A 16,041-nucleotide genomic window follows, 5' to 3' on the forward strand; every position below is an offset into this window, starting at 1 on the left:
GGGGGAGACCCGGCATTCGCCCGCGCCCTGGCGCCGGTCTCCATAGCCTCGGGAGGCACTGTCCATGATCGACCTGTCAGCTCCGCCGTTCTCGTCCCGGCATATCGGCCCGTCCGAGGCCGACCAGCAGCGCATGCTCGAGGCCGTCGGCTTCGAGTCCGTGTCCGACCTGGTGGCCGTGGCCGTTCCAGAGGCCATCAGGTCCAAGGATCGGCTCAAGCTGCCCGCCGCGGCGAGCGAGACCGAGGCGATCACCGAGCTGCGCGCCCTCGCCGACCGTAACCGGGTGCTGACCTCGATGATCGGCCTGGGCTATCACGACACCATCACGCCGGCCGTGATCCGCCGCAACCTGCTGGAGAACCCGGGCTGGTACACCGCGTACACGCCGTACCAGCCGGAGATCTCGCAGGGCCGCCTCGAGGCGCTGCTCAACTTCCAGACGGTGGTCTCCGACCTCACCGGCCTGCCCGTCGCCGGCGCCTCCCTCCTCGACGAGGCCACGGCCGCCGCCGAGGCCATGACGCTGGCCCGGCGCGCCGGCAAGTCCAAGAGCAGCGTGTTCGTGGTCGACGCCGACGCGCTGCCGCAGACCAAGCGCGTGCTGGCCACCCGCGCCGAGCCGCTCGGCATCACGGTGGTGGAGCACGCGCTCGACGGCGAGCTGCCCGAGTGCTTCGGCGTGCTCGTCCAGTACCCGGGCGCTTCCGGGCGGCTGCGTGACTTCCGCGCCGTGGCCGCCGCCGCGCACGAGGCGGGCGCGCTCGTCGTGGCCGCCGCCGACCTGCTGGCCCTCACGCTGGTGGCCGCGCCGGGCGAGCTGGGCGCCGACATCGCGGTCGGCTCCTCGCAGCGCTTCGGGGTGCCGTTCGGGTTCGGCGGGCCGCACGCCGCCTACATGTCGGTACGCGAGGGCCTGCAGCGGCAGATGCCGGGCCGCCTGGTCGGCGTGTCGGTGGACGCCGACGGCGCCTCCGCGTACCGGCTGGCCCTGCAGACCCGCGAGCAGCACATCCGCCGCGAGAAGGCGACCAGCAACATCTGCACCGCGCAGGTCCTGCTCGCCGTCATCGCCGGCATGTACGCCGTCTACCACGGGCCCGACGGGCTGCGCCGCATCGCGCACCGGGTGCACCGGCACGCCGTCGCCCTCGCCGAAGGGCTGCGCGGGGCCGGCCTGGAGGTCGTGCACCGCGAGTTCTTCGACACCGTCCTGGTCCGCGTGCCCGGCCGGGCCGCCGAGGTGGTCGCCGCGGCCGCCGAGCGGGGCGTCAACCTCTGGCAGGCCGATGCGGACCACGTCTCGGTCGCCTGCGACGAGAAGACCGGCGCCACCGAGGTGACCAAGGTCTGGGCGGCGTTCGGGGTCGAGGCCTCCCATGTGGCCCTGGACGGCGACGTGCTGCCCGCCGCGCTGCTGCGCGAGTCGGCGTACCTGACCCACCCGGTCTTCCACAGCCACCGCTCCGAGACGGCGATGCTGCGGTACCTGCGCAAGCTGCAGGACAAGGACATCGCGCTGGACCGCTCGATGATCCCGCTCGGCTCCTGCACGATGAAGCTGAACGCCAGCACCGAGATGGAGCCGATCACCTGGCCCGAGTTCGCGGCGATCCACCCGTACGCGCCGCAGGCCCAGGCCGAGGGGTACGTGGAGCTGATCGGCACGCTGGAGCGCTGGCTGGCCGAGGTCACCGGCTACGACGCGGTGTCGATCCAGCCGAACGCCGGCTCGCAGGGCGAGTTCGCCGGGCTCCTGGCCATCCGCGCCTACCACCACGCCAACGGCGAGACCGGGCGGGACGTGTGCCTCATCCCGTCCTCCGCGCACGGCACCAACGCCGCCAGCGCCGTCATGGCCGGGATGCGGGTGGTCGTCGTGGCCTGCGACACCGACGGCAACGTGGACCTGGCCGACCTCGACGCCAAGATCGACAAGCACCGGGACACGCTGGCCGCGATCATGGTGACGTACCCGTCCACGCACGGCGTGTACGAGGAGAGCATCACCGAGGTGTGCGCCAAGGTGCACGAGGCCGGCGGGCAGGTGTACGTCGACGGGGCCAACCTCAACGCGCTGGTCGGACTGGCCAAGCCGGGCGAGTTCGGGGCCGACGTGTCCCACCTCAACCTGCACAAGACCTTCTGCATCCCGCACGGCGGCGGCGGTCCCGGCGTCGGCCCGGTGGCGGTCCGCGCCCACCTGGCGGCCTACCTGCCCGGCTACCCGCTGCACAACGACACGCCGGTCGGGCCGGTCTCGGCGGCTCCGTACGGGTCGGCGGGGATCCTGCCGATCTCGTGGGCGTACATCAGGATGATGGGCTCGGAGGGGCTCACCGCGGCGACCGAGCAGGCCATCCTGTCGGCGAACTACCTCGCCCGCCGCCTGGCCCCCCACTACCCGGTGCTCTACACCGGGCGCGGCGGGCTGGTGGCCCATGAGTGCATCGTCGACCTGCGGCAGATCACCAAGGAGACCGGCGTCACCGTGGACGACGTGGCCAAGCGGCTCATCGACTACGGCTTCCACGCGCCCACCATGTCGTTCCCGGTGGCCGGGACGCTGATGATCGAGCCGACCGAGAGCGAGGACCTCGGCGAGCTCGACCGGTTCGCGGACGCGATGATCGCCATCCGGGGGGAGATCTCCAAGGTGGCCTCGGGCGACTACGACAAGACCGACAACCCGCTGCGCAACGCGCCGCACACGGCCGAGTCCGTCGTCGCCGACGAGTGGGCGCACCCGTACACGCGGACCGAGGCCGCCTACCCGGTGCCGTCCCTGCGGGACGGCAAGTACTGGGTGCCGGTGCGGCGCATCGACCAGGCGTACGGGGACCGCAACCTGGTGTGCTCCTGCCCGCCGCTGGAGGCGTACGAGGACTGAGCCGTCGGGCGGTGCTGCGCCGTCGGGCGGTGTGTTGCGCCGTCGGGCGGCGCTGGGCTGTCCGGCGGCGCTGTGTGCCGGGTGGTGTGAGGGGGACGTGTGAGGCGCGACGGCTGCTGCTCGAAAGCCGCTGAACCGGGCGTAACGAGCACCGGCCAGTCCTTCACCGTCAAGTGAGCAGACATGATCGCCAGAAGTCGTTAGGCTTCGGTGCGACCGTCGCCAGAAGGAGCTCTCTTGACGTCGTCAGAGCTGGAGACACCTCCCCTCGACACCGCCCGCCGCCTCGCCGAGGACGGCGATCTTGACGGCGCCGCCGCGATCCTGAGCCGGCTGGTCGCCGACCCTGAGGGGCCCGACCGGGCCCAGGCCGCGGTGGGGCTGGCCGTGGTGCTGGAGGAGCGCGGCGACGTCGAGGCCGCCCGGGCCGCGGCCAGGACGGCGCTGGCCACCGGGCATCCCGAGTACGCCGCCCAGGCCGCCTGCCATCTCGCGCAGGGCTTCGAGCGGGAGGGGCGGGCCGAGCAGGCCAGGGCCTCCTGGCAGGCCGTGCTGGGCGTCGGCACCGCCGCGTACGTGCCGCTGGCCCACCTCGCGCTGGCCCGGCTGGCGACGGACCTCGACGAGGCGGAACGGGAGCTGCGGGCCGCCATGGCGGCCGGGGACGGCGAGATCGGGGCGCACGCGGCACGGCAGCTGGCCGACCTGCTGATGGAGCACGGCGAGCCGGGGATGGCGGCCGACGTCCTCATGGAGGCGCTGGAGTCGGCTCCTGAGGAGGACGTGCCGGGGCTGCGGGTCCAGCTCGGGATCGCGCATCTGGAGCTGGCCTGCGCCGAGTTCGCCGAGACCGTGGAGGGTGGCGCCGACCCGCAGACCAGCGCGCTGGCCATCGAGCTGCTGGCTCGCACCCTGCCGCTGCGCGGGCGGGAGGAGGACGCCGAGCGGGTGTGGGTGTACGGGCTGGAGCACGAGGACGAGACCCTGGCCGCCGAGGTCCGCCTCCGCTACGACCGCGACGCCTGAGGACGCCCACCTCCACGTCGGTGGGCCGACGTCCGCCGGCCCACCGGTGCCGTGCTCCTTCCTGGGGCGTCCGCCTGGCTGGGCTCAGCCGCGGCGCATGATGGCCGCCGCGGCGGCCACGTTGATGACGACGATCGCGAGCCAGGTGATCGTCAGCCCCACCAGGCCGGCGTTGCCCGCCGCGATCGCCGTCAGCGGGATGCCGATGCCCATTGAGCCCAGCGCGACCGGGATCATCGCGGATCCGGGGTTCTTGGCCTGTTGCCTGGGCGGCGCGGCGCCGCGGGCCACCAGCTCGGCGTGCACGCGGGCGGCGATCGTCTCGTCGAGACGTTCCACGAACGACTCGACCAATGCGGCTTCGTAGTCCGGGCCGAGATCGCGGCGCGCGTCGAGGGTCGCCTGCAGATCATCCCGGAGTGGGCGCTTGTCTGGCATACAAGCATCATGCCCGCCGCGCGGCACGCCGTCATCAGCCCTGAGGGGTAGGGCGGAATCGTCCGCAGGTACGGTTCTGCCATGGAGGTCATGACTCCGCGAGGACCCGCGACGGTCCAGGTCGACGAGGCGGCCGAGCCGCGGCTGCTGCTCGTGCTGACCCATGGATCCGCCGGGGGAGTGGACGCCCCCGACCTGGTGGCCGTGCGCGACGCCGTGCTCGGCGCCGGGGCCAGCGTGGCGAGGGTGATGCAGGCGTTCAGGGTGGCGGGGGCGCGGGCGCCCGGCTCGCCGGCCAGGCAGGACGAAGCGTGGGAGATCGTCCTGAGTGAGCTGCGTACGCGGTGGCCGGGGCTGCCGCTGGTGCAGGGCGGGCGGAGCAACGGGGCTCGGGTCGCCTGCCGTACGGCCAAGGCGGTCGGTGCCGCGGCGGTCGTGGCGCTGGCCTTCCCGCTGCACCCGCCCGGCAAGCCGGAGCGGTCCAGAGCGGAGGAGCTACGCGGCGCCGGGGTGGATGTGCTGTGCGTCAGTGGCGATCGCGATCCGTTCGGCATCCCCGACGCCGCTGACGCGGCGCGCCTGGTGGTGCTGCCCGGCGAGGGCCACGACCTGAAAAGGGACCCCGCCCGGGTGGGCGAGGTGGTTGCGGAGTGGATCACCCACTACGCGTAGATCTGTCGCTCAGGCCGCGCCGACTACGGGGCGGTGCGGCTCGATGGTGGCACCGCTGGGCAGGAGCTCCCCGGTGTCCTCGAACAGGACGACGCCGTTGCAGAGCAAGCTCCATCCCTGCTCGGGGTGGCAGGCGAGAGTGCGTGCCTTCTCTCGGTCTGGCGCCTCTGCATCCGGACAGGCCGGGTCGTGCGGGCACATCGGCGTGCCTCCGATATCTCGTGGGATGCCCCCGCTGAGGGACGGGAGCGGCTCGGGTTGTCGTTCTGGCAAGTGTGCGATGTCCGTCGCACGTTCCGACATAGTCCCTTCGGACTGTTACAGGAGGATCCCCGGAGCGTGTGACCTTCGACACAGCGTGCCTTATGCAGGATAACGGGCCAAGCGTGACACGCGCATCACGTTTGCAAACCCTTGAGAAGAGCGTCGAGTCCGCGCTCGAAGTCCATATCGGCCCTTTCATCCCGCCTGACCCATTCATCGACTTCGGGATCGGCCCAGCCGGACTGCTGGACCTCGACGGCTACGCTGCCGAACACGAAGGCCCGCAGCGTGCGTACGGACTCCGCCGCGTTGCCCAGGCCGCCGTCGGCGAGCTGCTCGACCTGCTCCCCGATGGCGAGGGCCGTGGCGCCCTTGGGGGGTTTCGTCAGGGCCAGGGCGAGGACGCCCGGGTGCTGGCGGAGCAGCTCGCGCTCGGCCCGGCACCAGGCCTTGGCCGTCTCCTGCCAGGTCGGACCCTGCTCCACGCGTACGGTGGTGACGTGCTCGGCCAGGGCGTCCATCAGCGCCTCCTTGCCACGGGGCAGATGGTGGTAGATGGCCATGGCCTCCACCTGGAGCGCGTCGCCCAGGCGGCGCATGGTCAGCCGGCGCAGGCCCTGGCTGTCGGCGATGTGGAGCGCGGCCTCGATGATGCGCTCGCGGGAGAGAGGCACGGGTGGTCGTTTGGCGGGCATGGTGATCATCTTACAATGTAAAGGGCGCCGCGCCGGGGTGATTTCTGTTCGTGTCGCGGGACGGCGTACCCTTGGCCATTGAACGAGTGCCGGCTGGTGAAGGGGCAGGGTCGATGGCGTTTTTCCGTCCGCGGGTGAGCCGGGAGGCAGAGGTTCGCTACCACGCGGACCAGGAGATCTCCAAGAGCTACCCCGAGCTGCTCGATAAGGCCAGGCAGGCCGAGGAGACGTTGCTTGAGCTGCGGGCCGCGGCGGCCGATGACATCGAGCTGCTGGCCGCGGGGCGGGAGCTCGACCGGGCGCTGACCGGCGCGCTGCGGGCCGCCGAGGCGGGGCAGCGGGCCACCTTCGGCGTGAAGGCCTACGACGACCGGATCGCGCGGCGCAAGGCGCGGGCCACGCCTGACGGCCGGATGTGGACGGACGAGGTGGATCGGCTGCGGACGCTGCGCGAGGCCAACCGGCTGTGGGGGATCCCAAGCGTGCCCCGTCCGGTGCCCACCACCCGCTGACCCGACTGCTCCAGGAGCATACGAAAGCCCCGGTCACGCCTCCCTCGTGTGGCCGGGGCTTCGAACGGTCAGCTGGTCCGGTCGAGACGGTCCAGCGGGCCCAGTCGGACCGTCAGCTGGCCCAGTCGAGCAACGGGCGGGTGTTGCTCGGGTGGCGCAGCTTGGACAGCGACTCCTTCTCCAGCTGGCGGATCCGCTCCCGGGTCAGCCCCAGGTGCTTGCCGATCTCGTCGAGCGTGTGCGGCTTGCCGTCCACCAGCCCGAACCGAAGAGCCATGATCTTCGACTCCCGGGGCGAGAGGTTCTGGAGCACGCCGCGCAGCTGGTCGCCGAGGAGCTGGCGGTCGACGATCTCCGAGGCCTCCGGTGAGTCGACGTCCTCGATGAGGTCGCCGATCGTGGTCTCCCCGTCCTCGCCGATCGTCGCGTTCAGCGAGATCGGCTGGCGGCTGGTGCGCAGCAGCTCCTCGATCTGGTCGGGCGTTTTGTCCAGCTCGACCGCCAGCTCCTCGGGCGTGGGCTCGCGCCCCAGGCGCTGGTGCATGTCACGCTCGATCCGCGACAGCTTGGAGAGCATCTCCAGCACGTGGACGGGCAGCCGGATCGTCCGCGCCGAGTCGGCGAAGCCGCGCTGGATGGCCTGCCTGATCCACCACATGGCGTACGTGGAGAACTTGAACCCCTTGGTGTAGTCGAACTTCTCCACCGCCCTGATGAGGCCCAGGTTGCCCTCCTGGACCACGTCCAGCAGCGACATGCCGCGGTCGGTGTACTTCTTGGCCACCGAGACCACCAGCCGCAGGTTGGCCTCCAGCATGTGGTCCTTGGCCTGCCGGCCGTCCTCGATGACCATGCGCAGGTCCTCGCGGGCGTCCAGCGACAGGTCGGGGTGGGTCTCCAGCTTGTACTCGGCGTACAGGCCGGCCTCGATCCGCCTGGCCAGCTCGACCTCCTGCGCCGCGGTGAGCAGCGTGCGGCGGCCGATGGACTTCAGATAGGTGTGCACCGAGTCGCCCATGACCGACTGCGTGTCGTCCAGGTCGAGCTGCTCGGTCTCGACGTCGTCCTCGGCGGAGATGACGAGGTCGTCGGGCACATCCTCTTCGTGCTCCGGCTTGGGGTCGGGCGGGATGACGCCCTTCGCATCGGCCGGCGTGTCGCTTTTTGCCTTGGTGGCCTTACGGCCGGTAGCCTTTGCTCGCGACGTCGAAGACTTCCTCGGAGCGGCTTCCTCGTGCTCCTCGGTGGCCTTCGGCGGTGCGGGCTTCCTGACGGTGGTCTTCCTGGGGGCGGTCTTGCTGAGAGACGGCTCGTTCTCGGCGGCCAGGCTGACGCCGGCCTCCGACAGCTCGCGCAGTATCGTACGACCCTCTGAGGGGCTGATGCCGGCTTCGGCGAACGCGTCACGCAGCTCCGCCAGAGAAAGGTGACCCTGGTTACGCCCTCGTTCAATCAATTGGTCGAGAGTCGCGGGTGGGGTCGCCACGGCGGTTCTGGGCATGAGGACACCTCCTCCGTACGGAGTAAGAAGCGATCAAGGCAGGTTGTTGCGGGCGGCTTCGTTGTCCGCACGGCGCACCAGTATCAATAACGCCATTCGCCGCTATTTGTTCCCGCTCGGCCGAAATGGCGAAAAAGGGGCGGACCGCCCACTTGGCGTACCGCCCCTCGTGCCGGTCCTACTCGGTCACGTCGATCTCACCGGTCGTGACCTCGGGCATGGGCATGGGCTCGGCGCCCTCCATGCGCTGGTCCGTCCAGTATTCGAGCACCTTGTTGGGGTCGGGGTTGACCTCCCGGGAGACCACGATGTCGTCGTCGGTGGGCTCGGAGGACGGGGCCGGCTGCGCCGGCGGGCCGGATGGTGACGCCTTCTCCACCACTGCTCTGGTCTCCTCGCCGACCTGTTCCAGCCTGCCCGCGGAGGCGGCCGCCGCGACCGAGACGCCTGCGACGACGACGACGCCGACGATGGCCGCGGATGCCCACAGCTTGCGGGTCTGGTCCATGAAGGCTCCCTCCTTCTCCCCACTCTGACGCAGCCGCACCTCGTCAGGTTCCTGCCTTCAGCCGTACAAGATCGGTCTTGCCGTTCGGCAGCAGCGGCAGTCCGGCGACCAGGCGCAATTCGCGCGGGGCGGCGTGAGGGGGAAGCCTATCGCGGCAGTATGCCCTCAATTGGACAAGCGTGGGCGGCGTGTCGGGGTCGGTGGGAACGACCACGGCGGTGACGAGCTCGCCCCATTCGACATCGGGCACGCCGATCACGGCCACATCGGCGACTTCGGGGTGGGTGCCGAGCACGGCGGCCACGGCGGGGGCCATGACCTTCTCGCCGCCGGTGTTGATGACGTCGTCCGCGCGGCCCAGCACTCGCAACCGCCCGCCGGCCAGCTCGCCCAGGTCGGAGGTGACGAACCAGCCGCCGTCGAACGGGGCGGGGCCGCCGGCGCGGTAGCCGGAGAAGAGCACGGGGCCGGCGATCCTGATCAGGCCGTCCTCGCCAATTTTGAGATCTACATTGTAAAGGGGCTGGCCGTCGTACACGCAACCGCCGCACGTCTCGCTCATCCCGTACGTCGTCACGACCCGCGCGCCGAGGTCCCGGGCCTGTTCCAGCAGGCGGGGACGGGGCGCGGCGCCGCCGAGCAGAATCGTGCGGAACCCTGACAGATCGGCGCCCATCTCCACCAGCCGGTGCAACTGGGTGGGCACCAGCGAGACGTGGTCGGCGCCGGAGTCCAGGACCGCGCGCGGGTCGAAACGCGGGTGGATGATCGGCTCGCTCTCCGACAGCAGGGCGCGTACCAGCACTTGCAGGCCGGAGACGTGGGAGACGGGCAGGCAGCACAACCAGCGCTCGCCCTTGGACGCCTCCACGCGTCGTAGCGAGGCCGCCGCCGAGGCGCGCAGCGCGGTGGCCGACAACATCACGCCCTTGGGCGTGCCGGTGCTGCCGCTGGTGGCGATCACGACCGCGACGTCGGCGGGCACGCCCGCGCCGCCGTCCTGGGGCGTTCCGTCGACGTGGGTGGGGCGCAGCGCGGCCAGCGCCGCCTCGGCCTGGCCGGGAGGGAGGGGCAGGACGGCGGGTCCTTCGCCGGCGAGCGCGTCGCGTACGGCCGTGAACAGCGCGGGTCCCGGAGGCTGCACAATGGCATGCAGCGGACGGTCCGGATGCGACGGGTTCCTCCACATGCTCGTAAGGTTAATGGCGACACGTCGGACAGCGGCGCAGGGGAAAGCAGGGAGGATCGTGGCACGTTCTCCCGTGGTCTTCAGAATCCCGATGCGCCTGCGATTCCGGGGGCAGACCGCCAGAGAAGGGGTGCTGCTGCACGGCCCGGCCGGGTGGGGTGAGTTCTCCCCGTTCCCGGAGTACGGCCCGCGCGAGTGCGCGCGGTGGCTGGCCTGCGCCCGTGAGGCGGCCTTCGAGGGCTGGCCGGAGCCGGTGCGCGACAGTGTCCCGGTCAACGCCACCGTGCCCGCCGTGGACGCCCAGCGGGCTCACGAGCTGGTGCGGCGCTCCGGCTGCGGCACGGCGAAGGTCAAGGTGGGCGAGCGCGGGCAGACGTTCGACGACGACGTGGCCAGGGTGGAGGCCGTGCGGGACGCGCTCGGCCCAGCGGGCCGCCTGCGGGTCGACGTCAACGGCGCGTGGAGCGTCGACGAGGCCGTGCGGCGGCTGAAGCGCCTGGACAAGTACGACCTGGAGTACGCCGAGCAGCCGTGCGCCACGCTGGAGGAGCTGGCGGCGGTGCGGCGGGCCTGCGACGTGCCGATCGCGGCCGACGAGTCGATCAGACGGGCCGAGGACCCGCTGCGCGTCAAGGCGGCCGAGGCGGCCGACGTCGCGGTGGTCAAGGTGCAGCCTCTGGGCGGGGTGCGCAACGCGTTGCGGGTGGTGGAGGCGTGCGGGTTGCCCGCCGTGGTCTCCAGCGCCGTCGAAACTTCTGTGGGTCTTGCGGCGGGGCTGGCGCTGGCGGCGGCGTTGCCGTCGTTGCCGTACGCGTGCGGGCTGGGCACATTGCCGCTGCTGGCGGGTGACGTCGTGGACGATTCGCTGACACCCGTGGACGGTCAGTTGGCAGTACGCCGCCCAAGCGTGAATTATCAGCATTTGTCGGTTTTTGAGATTGAATCTCCCCAGTGGCTTCGCCGGATGCAGGAGGCGTCACGTTGAACCCCGCCACCGCGCTGGCTACCGTGCTGGTCGACGAACTGGTGCGCTGCGGTCTGACCGACGTGGTGCTGGCGCCCGGCTCGCGGTCCGCCCCGCTGGCGCTGGCGCTGCACGCCGAGTCGCGGGTGCGCCTGCACGTGCGCATCGACGAGCGCTCGGCGTCGTACCTGGCGCTCGGGCTGGCCAAGCGGGCCGAGCGGCCGGTCGCGCTGATCTGCTCGTCCGGCACGGCCACCGCCAACTTCCACCCGGCCGTGATCGAGGCCAGTGAGTCGGGTGTGCCACTGCTGGTGCTCACCGCCGACCGCCCGCCCGAGCTGCGCGGCACCGGCGCCAACCAGACGATCGACCAGATCAAGATGTACGGGACGGCCACGCGCTGGTTCGCCGAGGTCGGCGTGCCGGAGGACCGGCCCGGGCAGGTGGCTTACTGGCGGTCGCTGGCCTGCCGCGCCTACCAGCGGGCCGCCGGACCGGCCAACCCCGGCCCGGTCCACCTCAACCTGGCCTTCAGGGAGCCGCTCATCCCCGACGGCGACACCACCTGGAGCGAGCCGCTCGACGGCGGCGCGAACGGTCCCTGGGTGCGAGCCAGGGTCGCGCCCCCGCCGATCGCCCTGCACATCCCGCCGACCCGGCGCGGCGTGCTCGTCGTCGGCGACGGCGCCGCGAACGTGCGCCGCTACGTGGCCGCCGCCGGCATGGCGGGCTGGCCGGTGCTGTCGGAGCCGAACGGCGGCGCCCGCTACGGCGACCACGCCATCTCGACCTACCACTACCTGCTGGGCACGCCCGAGTTCGCCGACGCGCACCAGCCCGACGTGGTGGTCACGCTCGGCCGGCCCGGGTTGTCGCGTCCGCTGCTGTCGTGGTTGCGGCGGGCCGCCGAGCACATCGTGGTGGCGCCCGACCTGGACCGCTGGCCGGACCCGACCCGGTCGGCCACGCAGGTGGCGCAGGCGGTGGAGATCCCGGTGGCCGCGGGCGACGACAGCTGGCTGCACGCCTGGCGGCAGGCGGACCACGCGGCGAGGTCGGCCGTGGACGAGGTGCTCGACGTCGCGGGCCTCAGCGAGCCGCGCCTGGCCAGGGACCTGGTGGACGCGCTGCCGAACGGGGCGTTGTTGTTCTGCGGGTCGTCGATGCCGATCAGGGACCTGGACCAGGCGATGCGGCCGCGGCGCGGCATCAGGGTGATGGCCAACCGGGGCGCCTCCGGCATCGACGGGCTGGTCTCGACCGCGATGGGGGCGGCGCTGGCGCACAACGGGCCCGCCTACGCGCTGCTCGGCGACCTGACGTTCCTGCACGACCAGAACGGGCTGATCCTCGGGCCCCGCGAGCCGCGCCCCGACCTGTGCTTCGTGGTGGTCAACAACGACGGGGGCGGCATCTTCTCGCTGCTGCCGCAGGCGGCGGTCCGCGATCCGTTCGAGCGGGTCTTCGGCACGCCGCACGGGGTCGACCTCGGGTACGCGGCGGCCGCGACCGCGACGCCGTACACGCTCGTGTCGGAGATCACGGAGCTGCCGAAGGCGCTGCGCGGCGAGGGGCCGCGCGTGGTCGAGGTGCGTACCGACCGCGAGGAGAACGTGCTCGTGCACGCCCGCCTGCGCGAGGCCGCGCAGGAGGCCGTCCGGGCCCTGCTGACCGCCTAGCCCGCGATCACGCGGAGACCGAGCCCAGCGCGTCGAGCAGGCGGTTGAGCGGGCCGTCCAGGCCGTAGTGGTCGGCCAGGCGCACCAGCGCCTCGGGGTCGCGCGGCTTGGCCGGCAGCGTCAGGTCGGCGGCCGGGAGCGGCGCGTCGTGGGCGACCTGGACGACGGCGGGGGCGGCGCTCAGGTAGTCGCGGGCCGCGGCCAGCCTGGTGCGGCTGCCGGCGGGGAAGCCGTCGGTCACGCCCGTGTCCAGGGCCTCGATCAGGGTCTCCAGAGAGCCGAAGCGGGTGATGAGCGCGGCCGCGGTCTTCTCGCCGACGCCGGCGACGCCGGGCAGGCCGTCGCTGGGGTCGCCGCGCAGGGTGGCGAAGTCGGCGTAGGCGCGGCCGGGGACGCCGTACTTGGCGGTGACGAACGCCTCGTCCACGATCTGCAGGTTGCGGATGCCGCGCACGGTGTAGAGCACGCGGACCGGGCGGGCGTCGTCGACCAGCTGGAACAGGTCGCGGTCGCCGGTGACGATGTCGACCGCGCCGCTCGCCTGGTGGGTGAGCGTGCCGATGACGTCGTCGGCCTCGTACCCGGCCGACTCCAGGACGGCGATGCCGACCGCGTCGAGCACCTCCTGGATGACGGCGATCTGCGGGACGAGCGTCTCGGGCACGACCTCGGTGTTGCCGTACGCGACGCGGTGCGCCTTGTACGTCGGGATCGCCGCGACGCGGAAGGCCGGGCGCCAGTCGGCGTCCATCGTGGCCGCGAGCTCCGTGGGGGAGTGCTGGCGGACGAGGGTGGCGATCATGTCGATGAGGCCGCGTACCGCGTTGATCGGCGAGCCGTCGGGGGCCTTGATCGACTCCGGCACGCCGTAGAAGGCGCGGAAGTAGAGGGACGGGGTGTCCAGAAGCATGAGCACTAGCCCAGTATGCCCACCCCTAGAAGACAGGCGTCGTCTTCCGGGTTGGGGCCGCCGATGTCGGACAGCAGGCGGTCGAGCCCGTCCTCCAGATCGCACCCCTGCATGTGACGGGCGGCGGCCAGGACCTGGTCGAGGCCGACGTCGATGTCGCGGGTACGCCGCTCGACCAGCCCGTCGGTGAACAGCAGCAGCACGTCCCCGGGCCGCAGCCGCGTCGTGGCCGGCTCGTAGGGCCGCCCGCACGTGGCGCCGAGCAGCACGCCTTTGGGCTGGTCGAGCAAGCTGGCCACGCCGTCGCGCACCAGGATGGGTGCCAGGTGACCGGCCTGGCTCCAGGCGAACACCCGGGTCTGCGGGTCCAGATGCCCGATGATCGCCGTGGCGGTGGTGTCGTTGAGCTGGTGCAGGACCAGCTCGTTCAGCCAGTCCAGCAGCCGGTTGGCGGGCCGTCCGGTCATGGCGAGGCCGACGAGGGCGTGGCGGAGCTGGGCCATGTGCGCGATCGCGGGCAGGCCGTGGCCGGAGACGTCGCCGATGGCCAGCAGCAGGCGGCCGTCGGGGGAGGGGGCCGCCTCGAACCAGTCGCCGCCCAGGTTCGCGGTCTTCTCGGCGGGGACGTAGCGCACCGCGATGCCGGCGTTCGGCAGGCCGGGGAAGCAGGCGGGGTCGGGGAGTATAGCGTCGCGCAGCGCCAGCATCACATGACGCTCTTCGGCGGCCTGCTCGCGGGCCTCCAGGAGCTGGCGGCGCGACTCCGACATCATGCGCTCGGCGCGGCGGCGGCCGGTGATGTCCTGGATGACGCCGTGCAGGCCGATGGGGCCGCCGGGGGCCATCAGAGGTTCGAGCACCACGCGCAGGTCGCGGAGCTCGCCTCCGCGGCGGATGCGGAACTCGGCCTGGACCGGCTCGACGCCCTGCACGGCGGACCACAGGAGCTGGTCGAGCGCGGCCACGTCAGCGGGCTCGACGTGCTTGGCGAGCTGGGGCAGCGCGATCGGGCCCTTGGCCGGGTCGCGGCCGAAGATCGTGTACACCTGGTCGGACCAGATCGTCTCGCCGCTGTGGAGGTGCCACTCCGCCCAGCCCATGTTGCCGAGCCGCTGCGCGTGCGCCAGCCTCACGGCCAGCATCTCCGCGTCGGTTTCGTGCCCGAGCAGCCCGGTCTCCACCGCGGCATTGCCCATGACGTCGACCATAGTCTCACTCTCAAAGTGCAGTGGATCTGGACAATTGTCCCCACACTACGTGATCGTTGTTGAACGGAGTGTAGCGATCGGTTCCTGTGTTGTGAGAGCTTTTCGCGGATTTTAGGAGGGCGGGGCCGGAGTAGATTGAGGCCTGTGACGTCCTCAGACCTGTATCCCGTGTCCCGTCTGGCCGCCGTTCAGGAGGCCACCGCCAAGAGCGGGCTCGACGCTCTGCTGCTCACGCCCGGACCCGATCTGCGGTATGTGAGCGGCTACGAGGCCTTGCCGCTGGAGCGGCTGACGTGCCTGGTGGTGCCCGCGGCCGGGGAGCCGTACATGATGGTGCCCCGCCTGGAGTTGCCGGCCGCCCAGGCCTCGCCCGCCTCGCGGCTGGGGCTGGAGTTCGTGGCCTGGGACGAGACCGACGACCCGTACACGATCGCGGCGGCCCGGCTGGGGCGGGCCCGCAAGGTGGGGCTGGCCGACCGGATGTGGGCCATGTCGTCGCTGCGCTTCCGCGAGGTGCTGCCGGACGCCGAGCAGGTGCTGGCCGGGAGCGTGCTGCGGGAGCTGCGGATGCGCAAGTCCCCGTCGGAGGTGGCGGCGCTGTCCGAGGCGGGGGAGGCCATCGACGCCGTGCACCGGCGGGTGCCGGAGTTCCTGCGGGCCGGGCGGACCGAGCGTGAGGTGGGCAGGGACATCGCCGAGGCGATCCTGGCGACCGGGCACGCGACGGTCGACTTCGTGATCGTCGCCTCCGGCCCCAACGGCGCCAGCCCGCACCACGAGGTGTCCGACCGGGTGATCCAGGCGGGCGAGCCGGTCGTGGTCGACATCGGCGGCCAGCTGCACAACGGCTACTGCTCGGACTCCACGCGCACCTACTGCGTGGGGGAGCCGCCCGCCGAGTTCACCGCGTACTACGAGGTGCTGCGCCGCGCCCAGGAGGCGGCGTGCGCGGCCGTGCGGCCCGGGGTGTCGTGCGAGGCCGTCGACGCGGCCGCCCGCGACGTGATCGCCGAGGCCGGCTACGGCGACTACTTCATCCACCGGACCGGGCACGGGATCGGCATCGAGACCCACGAGGAGCCGTACATCGTGGCCGGCAACGGGGAGCCGCTGGAGCCCGGCTTCGCCTTCTCCGTCGAGCCGGGCATCTACCTGCCTGGCCGGCACGGCGCCAGGATCGAGGACATCGTGGTGTGCACGGACAACGGCGGGGAACGGCTGAACAACACGCCCCGCGACCTGGTGATCGTGTAAGCGGTTCACGCGACGGTGGACGGGGCCGTGGGTCCATGAGCGTGCCGGCGTTCGAGGTCACGGGGGTCGCTGTGGCACAGTCGCTGTCATGTTCGCGGAGGTCACGTACGCCACCTGTCCCGGCTCCGCCGAGCCCAACGAGGACCTGGTGATCGCCGGGCCGTCGTGGATCATCGTGCTCGACGGGGCCACGGCGGCGGCAGGAGTGGACAGCGGGTGCGTGCACGACGTGCCGTGGCTGGTGGCGCGGCTCGGCGGGGCGCTGGCGGCGCGGCTGACCGTGGGGGATGACACGCCGCTGGCCCGGGTGCTGGAGGGGGCCATCTCCGAG

15 protein-coding genes and 1 pseudogene are annotated in these 16,041 nt (G+C 71.9%); 8 read left to right on the top strand and 8 right to left on the bottom strand.

Features of this window, described 5'->3' with window-relative positions:
* The first annotated feature begins 64 nt into the window (after positions 1 to 64).
* Complete coding sequence (gene gcvP, locus ETD86_RS30500; protein ID WP_138669873.1) at positions 65 to 2,890, top strand: aminomethyl-transferring glycine dehydrogenase; 2,826 nt, start codon at positions 65 to 67, stop codon at positions 2,888 to 2,890.
* A 237-nt stretch (positions 2,891 to 3,127) separates the two neighbouring features.
* Entirely contained in the window at positions 3,128 to 3,916 is a 789-nt protein-coding gene (locus tag ETD86_RS30505) for a tetratricopeptide repeat protein (RefSeq protein WP_138669875.1), read from the top strand.
* An 84-nt stretch (positions 3,917 to 4,000) separates the two neighbouring features.
* Here ETD86_RS30505 and ETD86_RS30510 read toward each other — a convergent pair whose 3' ends face one another.
* Positions 4,001 to 4,354 carry a hypothetical protein gene (locus ETD86_RS30510; protein WP_138669877.1) on the bottom strand — a complete coding sequence of 118 codons (354 nt, stop codon included), beginning with the start codon at positions 4,352 to 4,354 and terminating at the stop codon, positions 4,001 to 4,003.
* An 81-nt stretch (positions 4,355 to 4,435) separates the two neighbouring features.
* Between ETD86_RS30510 and ETD86_RS30515 the strand changes: the two genes are divergently transcribed.
* Positions 4,436 to 5,026 (top strand): alpha/beta hydrolase family protein, encoded by a 591-nt coding sequence (locus ETD86_RS30515; protein ID WP_138669879.1) that lies wholly within the window; start codon positions 4,436 to 4,438, stop codon positions 5,024 to 5,026.
* Positions 5,027 to 5,035: 9 nt separating this feature from the next.
* Here the strand turns inward: ETD86_RS30515 and ETD86_RS30520 are convergent, their stop codons facing one another.
* Together ETD86_RS30520 and ETD86_RS30525 are read right to left on the bottom strand one after the other, a co-directional pair.
* Positions 5,036 to 5,227 carry a DUF5999 family protein gene (locus ETD86_RS30520; protein WP_138669881.1) on the bottom strand — a complete coding sequence of 64 codons (192 nt, stop codon included), beginning with the start codon at positions 5,225 to 5,227 and terminating at the stop codon, positions 5,036 to 5,038.
* A gap of 197 nt (positions 5,228 to 5,424) precedes the next feature.
* Positions 5,425 to 5,994, bottom strand: a complete 570-nt coding sequence (locus tag ETD86_RS30525; RefSeq protein ID WP_138669883.1) for a TetR/AcrR family transcriptional regulator C-terminal domain-containing protein — start codon at positions 5,992 to 5,994, stop codon at positions 5,425 to 5,427.
* A 104-nt stretch (positions 5,995 to 6,098) separates the two neighbouring features.
* Here ETD86_RS30525 and ETD86_RS30530 point away from each other — a divergent pair, with 104 nt between their 5' ends.
* Complete coding sequence (locus tag ETD86_RS30530) at positions 6,099 to 6,497, top strand: hypothetical protein (RefSeq protein WP_170223355.1); 399 nt, start codon at positions 6,099 to 6,101, stop codon at positions 6,495 to 6,497.
* Between the two features lie 112 nt (positions 6,498 to 6,609).
* Here ETD86_RS30530 and ETD86_RS30535 read toward each other — a convergent pair whose 3' ends face one another.
* The 3 genes from ETD86_RS30535 to ETD86_RS30545 all read right to left on the bottom strand — a co-directional run bounded on the left by ETD86_RS30535 (position 6,610) and on the right by ETD86_RS30545 (position 9,695).
* Positions 6,610 to 7,998: an RNA polymerase sigma factor gene (locus ETD86_RS30535; RefSeq protein WP_138669885.1), complete on the bottom strand. Its 1,389-nt coding sequence runs from the start codon at positions 7,996 to 7,998 to the stop codon at positions 6,610 to 6,612.
* 178 nt (positions 7,999 to 8,176) lie between these two features.
* A complete protein-coding gene (locus tag ETD86_RS30540; RefSeq protein WP_138669887.1) occupies positions 8,177 to 8,506 on the bottom strand; it encodes a hypothetical protein in 330 nt (109 codons plus the stop codon).
* A 43-nt stretch (positions 8,507 to 8,549) separates the two neighbouring features.
* Positions 8,550 to 9,695, bottom strand: coding sequence for an AMP-binding protein (locus ETD86_RS30545; RefSeq protein ID WP_138669889.1), 1,146 nt, complete (start codon positions 9,693 to 9,695; stop codon positions 8,550 to 8,552).
* Between the two features lie 91 nt (positions 9,696 to 9,786).
* On the opposite strand from ETD86_RS30545, the gene ETD86_RS30550 reads away from it, so the two are divergent.
* Entirely contained in the window at positions 9,787 to 10,680 is an 894-nt protein-coding gene (locus tag ETD86_RS30550; RefSeq protein WP_246148453.1) for an o-succinylbenzoate synthase, read from the top strand.
* Positions 10,677 to 12,338, top strand: a complete 1,662-nt coding sequence (menD, locus tag ETD86_RS30555; RefSeq protein ID WP_138669891.1) for a 2-succinyl-5-enolpyruvyl-6-hydroxy-3-cyclohexene-1-carboxylic-acid synthase — start codon at positions 10,677 to 10,679, stop codon at positions 12,336 to 12,338. The genes ETD86_RS30550 and menD overlap by 4 nt, the downstream gene beginning before the upstream one ends.
* Positions 12,339 to 12,345: 7 nt before the next feature.
* Here the strand turns inward: menD and ETD86_RS30560 are convergent, their stop codons facing one another.
* Together ETD86_RS30560 and ETD86_RS30565 are read right to left on the bottom strand one after the other, a co-directional pair.
* Positions 12,346 to 13,248: a 5'-3' exonuclease gene (locus ETD86_RS30560; protein ID WP_138669903.1), complete on the bottom strand. Its 903-nt coding sequence runs from the start codon at positions 13,246 to 13,248 to the stop codon at positions 12,346 to 12,348.
* 5 nt (positions 13,249 to 13,253) lie between these two features.
* Entirely contained in the window at positions 13,254 to 14,444 is a 1,191-nt protein-coding gene (locus ETD86_RS30565; protein ID WP_246148451.1) for a PP2C family protein-serine/threonine phosphatase, read from the bottom strand.
* A 156-nt stretch (positions 14,445 to 14,600) separates the two neighbouring features.
* On the opposite strand from ETD86_RS30565, the gene ETD86_RS30570 reads away from it, so the two are divergent.
* Both ETD86_RS30570 and ETD86_RS30575 read left to right on the top strand, forming a co-directional pair.
* On the top strand, positions 14,601 to 15,710 hold the full coding sequence (locus ETD86_RS30570; RefSeq protein ID WP_170223356.1) for a M24 family metallopeptidase: 1,110 nt from the start codon (positions 14,601 to 14,603) through the stop codon (positions 15,708 to 15,710).
* An 88-nt stretch (positions 15,711 to 15,798) separates the two neighbouring features.
* Positions 15,799 to 16,041 (top strand): annotated as a pseudogene (locus ETD86_RS30575) (protein phosphatase 2C domain-containing protein); the annotation flags it as partial.

It is taken from the genome of Nonomuraea turkmeniaca (assembly GCF_005889735.1).
GTDB classification, from domain to species: domain Bacteria; phylum Actinomycetota; class Actinomycetes; order Streptosporangiales; family Streptosporangiaceae; genus Nonomuraea; species Nonomuraea turkmeniaca.

What these genes read in the sequence shown, in the direction of transcription:
- gcvP (WP_138669873.1), top strand. Translation starts at nt 65, where the DNA reads ATGATCGACCTGTCAGCTCCGCCGTTCTCGTCCCGGCATATCGGCCCG.
- ETD86_RS30510 (WP_138669877.1), bottom strand. Translation starts at nt 4,354, where the DNA reads ATGCCAGACAAGCGCCCACTCCGGGATGATCTGCAGGCGACCCTCGAC.
- ETD86_RS30515 (WP_138669879.1), top strand. Translation starts at nt 4,436, where the DNA reads ATGGAGGTCATGACTCCGCGAGGACCCGCGACGGTCCAGGTCGACGAG.
- ETD86_RS30520 (WP_138669881.1), bottom strand. Translation starts at nt 5,227, where the DNA reads ATGTGCCCGCACGACCCGGCCTGTCCGGATGCAGAGGCGCCAGACCGA.
- ETD86_RS30525 (WP_138669883.1), bottom strand. Translation starts at nt 5,994, where the DNA reads ATGATCACCATGCCCGCCAAACGACCACCCGTGCCTCTCTCCCGCGAG.
- ETD86_RS30530 (WP_170223355.1), top strand. Translation starts at nt 6,099, where the DNA reads ATGGCGTTTTTCCGTCCGCGGGTGAGCCGGGAGGCAGAGGTTCGCTAC.
- ETD86_RS30535 (WP_138669885.1), bottom strand. Translation starts at nt 7,998, where the DNA reads ATGCCCAGAACCGCCGTGGCGACCCCACCCGCGACTCTCGACCAATTG.
- ETD86_RS30540 (WP_138669887.1), bottom strand. Translation starts at nt 8,506, where the DNA reads ATGGACCAGACCCGCAAGCTGTGGGCATCCGCGGCCATCGTCGGCGTC.
- ETD86_RS30545 (WP_138669889.1), bottom strand. Translation starts at nt 9,695, where the DNA reads ATGTGGAGGAACCCGTCGCATCCGGACCGTCCGCTGCATGCCATTGTG.
- ETD86_RS30550 (WP_246148453.1), top strand. Translation starts at nt 9,787, where the DNA reads ATGCGCCTGCGATTCCGGGGGCAGACCGCCAGAGAAGGGGTGCTGCTG.
- ETD86_RS30560 (WP_138669903.1), bottom strand. Translation starts at nt 13,248, where the DNA reads ATGCTTCTGGACACCCCGTCCCTCTACTTCCGCGCCTTCTACGGCGTG.
- ETD86_RS30565 (WP_246148451.1), bottom strand. Translation starts at nt 14,444, where the DNA reads ATGGGCAATGCCGCGGTGGAGACCGGGCTGCTCGGGCACGAAACCGAC.